Source organism: Micropruina sp., assembly GCF_047606365.1.
In the GTDB taxonomy this organism is placed as follows: Bacteria; Actinomycetota; Actinomycetes; order Propionibacteriales; family Propionibacteriaceae; genus Micropruina.
On record NZ_JASGEN010000086.1, the window covers coordinates 1 to 4,921 of the forward strand.

Consider the following 4,921-nt stretch of genomic DNA (forward strand, 5'->3'; position numbering starts at 1 on the left):
ACCCCAACCCAGCCAGTAGCATGACGTGCGCCACGAGCCATCCCTTGTGGCGCACGTCGCTATAAGCCCCGAACCCACCCCGATCGAGGAGAACCATGACCTACCACCGCATCATGCTCAAGCTGTCCGGCGAGATGTTCGGGGGTGAGCGCGGCATCGGCGTCGATCCGGACGTAGTGGCCAGCCTGGCCGGGCAGATCAAGGCGGTGGTCGACGCCGGCGTCCAGGTCGCGGTGGTGATCGGCGGCGGCAACTTCTTCCGCGGCGCCGAACTCTCCGAACGCGGCATGGACCGTGACCGCGCCGACTACATGGGCATGCTCGGCACCGTGATGAACTGCCTGGCGCTGCAGGACTTCTGCGAGAAGGCCGGGGTGCAGACCCGGGTGCAGACCGCGATCGCGATGGGCCAGGTCGCCGAGCCCTACATTCCGCGGCGCGCCGAGCGGCACCTGGAGAAGAACCGGGTGGTCATCTTCGGCGCCGGCTCGGGCATGCCGTACTTCTCCACCGACACCGTCGCCGCGCAGCGGGCTCTCGAGATCGGCGCCGATGTGCTGCTGATGGGCAAGCAGGGCACCGACGGCGTCTACGACTCCGATCCGCAGAAGAATCCCGACGCCGTCCGTTTCGACGAGCTCAGCTACGACGACTACCTGGCCCGCGATCTGAAGGTGGCCGACGCCACCGCGATCAGCCTGGCCCGGGACAACCATCTGCCGATGATCTTCTTCGACCTCGGAGTCGAGGGCAACATCCTGCGGGTGGTCCAGGGTGAGAAGATCGGAACCACCGTCCACGCCTGACCAGCCACAACCCACCGAAAGGATCACGATGATCCCCGACATCATCAAAGACGCTGAGCAGAAGATGAGCGGCGCGGTCGAGCATGCCCGCGAGGAGTTCGCGGCGATCCGCACGGGTCGTGCCCACCCGGCCATGTTCAACAAGCTCATGGTCGATTACTACGGCTCGCCGACCCCGCTGCAGCAGCTGGCCACCTTCCAGGTGCCCGAGGCCCGCACCGTGCTGATCAGCCCGTTCGACCGGGCGTCGATGGCCGGCATCGAGAAGGCCATCCGCGACTCCGACCTGGGCGTCAACCCGGCCAACGACGGCAACGTCATCCGGGTCGTGATGCCGCAGCTGTCCGAGGAGCGCCGCCGCGACTACGTCAAGCTGGCCCGGTCGAAGGCCGAGGAGGCGCGGGTCGCCGTCCGGAACATCCGCCGGCACGCCAACGACGCGGTGCACAAGCTGGCCAAGGACAAGGAAGTGGGCGAGGACGACGCCCGCAACGCCGAGAAGCAGCTGGACGGCGTCACCAAGAAGCACGTGGACACCATCGACGAACTGGTGAAGTCCAAGGAAGCCGAGTTGCTGGAAGTCTGATGGCGGGGGAGCAGGAGGCACCAGCAGCCGACCCGGCCGCCCGGAAGTCACGCGCCGGACGCGACCTTCCGGCGGCTATCACGGTCGGAGTCGCCCTTGCGGCGACGGTCGTGCTCACCCTGCTCTACTGGCACTGGGGCTTCGTGCTGCTGGTGACCGCCATGCTGACCCTGGGCACCATCGAGTTGCACGATGCGCTGAAGCGGATCGGGATGAACTCGGCGGTGATCCCGATCGTGGTCGGCACCATCGCGGTGATCTGCGGCTCGTATGCGGCCGCCACCCAGGAGGGCAACACGGCGCTGCCATGGCATTCGGTGCTGCTGGGCTTCCTCGGTGCAACCACGCTGGCCGCGCTGATCTGGCGGATGCCGGGCGGCTCCGCCGGCTATGTGAAGGACGCCGCAGCCAGCCTGTTCACCATCGGCTACATCCCGCTGCTCGGCTCGTTCGCGGGGCTGATTCTGGCCGCTGAGAACGGCGGGGCCAAGATGGCGACCACCCTGCTGATCGTGATGGGCACCGACACCGGCGGCTACGCGGTGGGCGCACGCTGGGGCCGCCACCCGATGGCGCCGCAGATCAGCCCCAAGAAGACCTGGGAGGGAATGGCCGGCTCGGTCGGCCTGGCCACCGCCGTCGCCATCCCGCTCACCGTGTGGTGGCTGGACGCGGCCTGGTGGATAGGCCTGCTGCTCGCCTTGGCGATCGTCGCCGCCGGTACCTGCGGCGACCTGATCGAATCGCTGGTCAAGCGTGACGTCGGCATCAAGGACATGTCGTCGTTCCTGCCCGGACACGGCGGCGCGATGGACCGGCTGGATTCCATCCTGGTGGCGTCACCGGTGGCCTGGCTGATCATGTTCCTGCTGATCCCCAACTGACGAGGCTCGATGACCGACCAACTGAACGCGACCGGCGACGGCCTGCGACCCGACGAGATCAGCGCCTACTCGGCGCTGGAGGATCGGGTCCGCGCCGGCGCCACCGTGCCGCTGACCATGGCGGCACCGCGGCGCGGCAAACCGCCCCGGCACTGGCTCGACCTGAGCCGAGACGAGCGCCGGGACGCCGTGCGCGGGCTGGGCCTGCCGGCCTTCCGCGCCGACCAGATCTCCCGGCACGTCTTCGAACATCTCGACCTGGACCCGTCCGGCTGGACCGACCTGCCCGCCGGCGACCGGGCACGGGTCGCGGAGGCGTTCCTGCCGTCGCTGCTGACGTCGGTGCGGCCGTTGTCCTGTGACGGCGGCACCACGCTGAAGACCCTGTGGCGGCTCTTCGACGGGTCGCTGATCGAGTCGGTGCTGATGCGGTACGGCGTGCCCGGTGTGCGGGCGTCCGGCTCGGGACGGAACCGGGCCACCCTGTGCATCTCGTCGCAGGCCGGCTGCGGCATGGCCTGCCCGTTCTGCGCCACCGGCCAAGGCGGGCTGCAGCGCAACCTGAGCGCCGCCGAGATCCTCGCCCAGGTGGTGGCCGGCGCCCGTTCGCTGCGCGACGGCGAGATTCCCGGCGGGCCCGGACGGGTGAACAACATCGTCTTCATGGGCATGGGCGAGCCGATGGCCAACTACAAGGCGATCATGGCGACCATCCGGACGCTGACCGCGGCCGCGCCGCAGGGGCTGGGCATCAGCGCTCGCGGCATCACCGTCTCCACCGTCGGCCTGGTGCCACGGATCAACCAGCTGGCCACCGAAGGCCTGCTGGTCACCCTCGCGGTCAGCCTGCACGCCCCGGACGACGAACTGCGCGACGAGCTGTGCCCGATCAACACCCGCTGGAACGTCGCCGAACTGGTGGACGCCGCTCATGGCTACTTCGTGGCCACCAAGCGCCGGGTGTCGATCGAGTACGCGCTGATCCGCGACGTCAATGACCAGGTGGAGCGGGCCGACCTGCTCGCCGATGTGCTGCGCCGCGACGGCGGCCACGGTTGGGTGCATGTCAACCTGATTCCGCTCAACCCGACCCCCGGTTCGAAGTGGACGGCGTCGCGCCGCCGCGACGAGGCCGCCTTCGTCGCCGCACTGGAGCGCCGTGGCGTTGCGGTCACCGTGCGGGACACCCGGGGCCGCGAGATCGACGGGGCCTGCGGCCAGCTCGCCGCCACCGTGGCCGCCGACTAGCAGCACCCGCGGTCGGTCAGGGCAGTTCGGCGGCGATCTCGTGCTCGAGCCGGTAGGCGTCCGGGTCGTAACGGGCGTCCAGGTCGAAGACGCAGCCGCCTGCTGGTGAGTCAGTCGCTGACGGCCAGCCGAGCGGGGAGCCGGTGATGATCGCCAGCCAGGAGCGGTGGACGGTGGCCGAGAGACCGGCGTCCGCCGGTTCACCGAGGGCCTCCAGGACGCCCTCGCCGGATCCGAGGTCCCAGGCGTAGGGCAGGTCGAAGCAGTGCGCCGCCCGGTTCAGCGAGGGGGCGTGACGACGGAAGTCGTAGCTCCAGGTGTTCTCTCCGGCACCGCCGGCGACGCGAGCCTGCACCACCTTGGCCACCGACAGCCGGAACATTCGCAGCGCGGTGAGCTGAGCACGGGTGCTGGCCTCCCCGATCAGATCCAACTCCGACCAGAACGACGCCAGACCCGCCGCCGAGGCGCCCAGCGCCGCGAAAGCGGCGTTCAGCGCCGTCCGATCCACGGCCTCCGCGCTCGCCCCAGGGAACTCGTTGGCTGCCGAACCGATCAGCAAAGCGGTGTCCCGATGGGCGCCGTTCCGCAGTCGCTGGCCTAGTGGGAGCAGGGTCTCGCCGTCCACGAGGGGCGCCAGGGTGAGCCCCGACAGCGCAGCATCTCCCGCGCCGAGCGACCGGACGTAGTCGACCAACGGCAGGGTCGGCTCGGCCAGGGCGAGACCGATCTCGGCGCGCTCCGCCTCCAGCAGCCGGCCTTCGTCGACGCCGCGCCAGTCGTCCAGCGTGAGACCGGTCAGGCCCAGGCTCGCGGCGATCCGGACGGCGGCCTCCCGCGCCCGCTCGGGCAGCAGGTCGATCACCACCGGAGAGGCGGCGATGGCGCCGCGGAACAGGCCGTCCGCATCGGGTGCGGCGAGCAGCGCGAGCACACTGGCGGCACCCGCCGACTGTCCGGCGATGGTGACCCGATCCGGGTCACCACCGAACGCGGCGATGTTTTCCCGCACCCAGCGCAAAGCGGCGATCTGATCGAGCAGGCCGCGGTTGACCGGTGCGCCGTCGATCCAGCCGAAGCCGTCGAAGCCGAGCCGGTACGAGACGCTGACCGTGACCACTCCGTCGCGGTTGAACGGCGCCCCGTCGTACCAGGGGCTGGACGGCGAGCCGGCGAAGAAGCCGCCGCCGTGGATCCACACCAGCACCGGCAGCCGTGCCGTGGGATCGCCGGGAACCGGGGTGAATACGTTGACGTTGAGGGTGTCGTCACCCGGGAAGGACGGCTCGGGAATCGTGGTCACCGGCCCGAACGGCTGCCGCTGCGGGGTGGCGCCGGGCCGCGTGGCGTCGCGCACCCCCGTCCAGGCCGCCCGTAGCTGCGGTTCGCCGCGCCGC

At 70.1% G+C, this 4,921-nt stretch carries 5 protein-coding genes; 4 read left to right on the top strand and 1 reads right to left on the bottom strand.

Annotation, left to right across the window (positions count from 1 at the left end):
- The first annotated feature begins 95 nt into the window (after positions 1-95).
- The 4 genes from pyrH to rlmN all read left to right on the top strand — a co-directional run bounded on the left by pyrH (position 96) and on the right by rlmN (position 3,524).
- Positions 96-806 carry a UMP kinase gene (gene pyrH, locus QM624_RS09990; RefSeq protein WP_415091334.1) on the top strand — a complete coding sequence of 237 codons (711 nt, stop codon included), beginning with the start codon at positions 96-98 and terminating at the stop codon, positions 804-806.
- A gap of 31 nt (positions 807-837) precedes the next feature.
- The gene (gene frr / locus QM624_RS09995; RefSeq protein ID WP_415091340.1) at positions 838-1,392 is read left to right on the top strand and encodes a ribosome recycling factor; all 555 of its coding nucleotides are present in this window, start codon (positions 838-840) and stop codon (positions 1,390-1,392) included.
- Positions 1,392-2,276: a phosphatidate cytidylyltransferase gene (locus QM624_RS10000; protein ID WP_415091336.1), complete on the top strand. Its 885-nt coding sequence runs from the start codon at positions 1,392-1,394 to the stop codon at positions 2,274-2,276. Before frr ends, QM624_RS10000 begins: the two co-directional genes overlap by 1 nt.
- Positions 2,277-2,393: 117 nt before the next feature.
- A complete protein-coding gene (rlmN, locus tag QM624_RS10005; RefSeq protein ID WP_415091342.1) occupies positions 2,394-3,524 on the top strand; it encodes a 23S rRNA (adenine(2503)-C(2))-methyltransferase RlmN in 1,131 nt (376 codons plus the stop codon).
- Positions 3,525-3,540: 16 nt separating this feature from the next.
- Here the strand turns inward: rlmN and QM624_RS10010 are convergent.
- A partial coding sequence (locus tag QM624_RS10010) for a carboxylesterase family protein (protein ID WP_415091338.1) occupies positions 3,541-4,921 on the bottom strand: 1,381 nt, incomplete at its 5' end.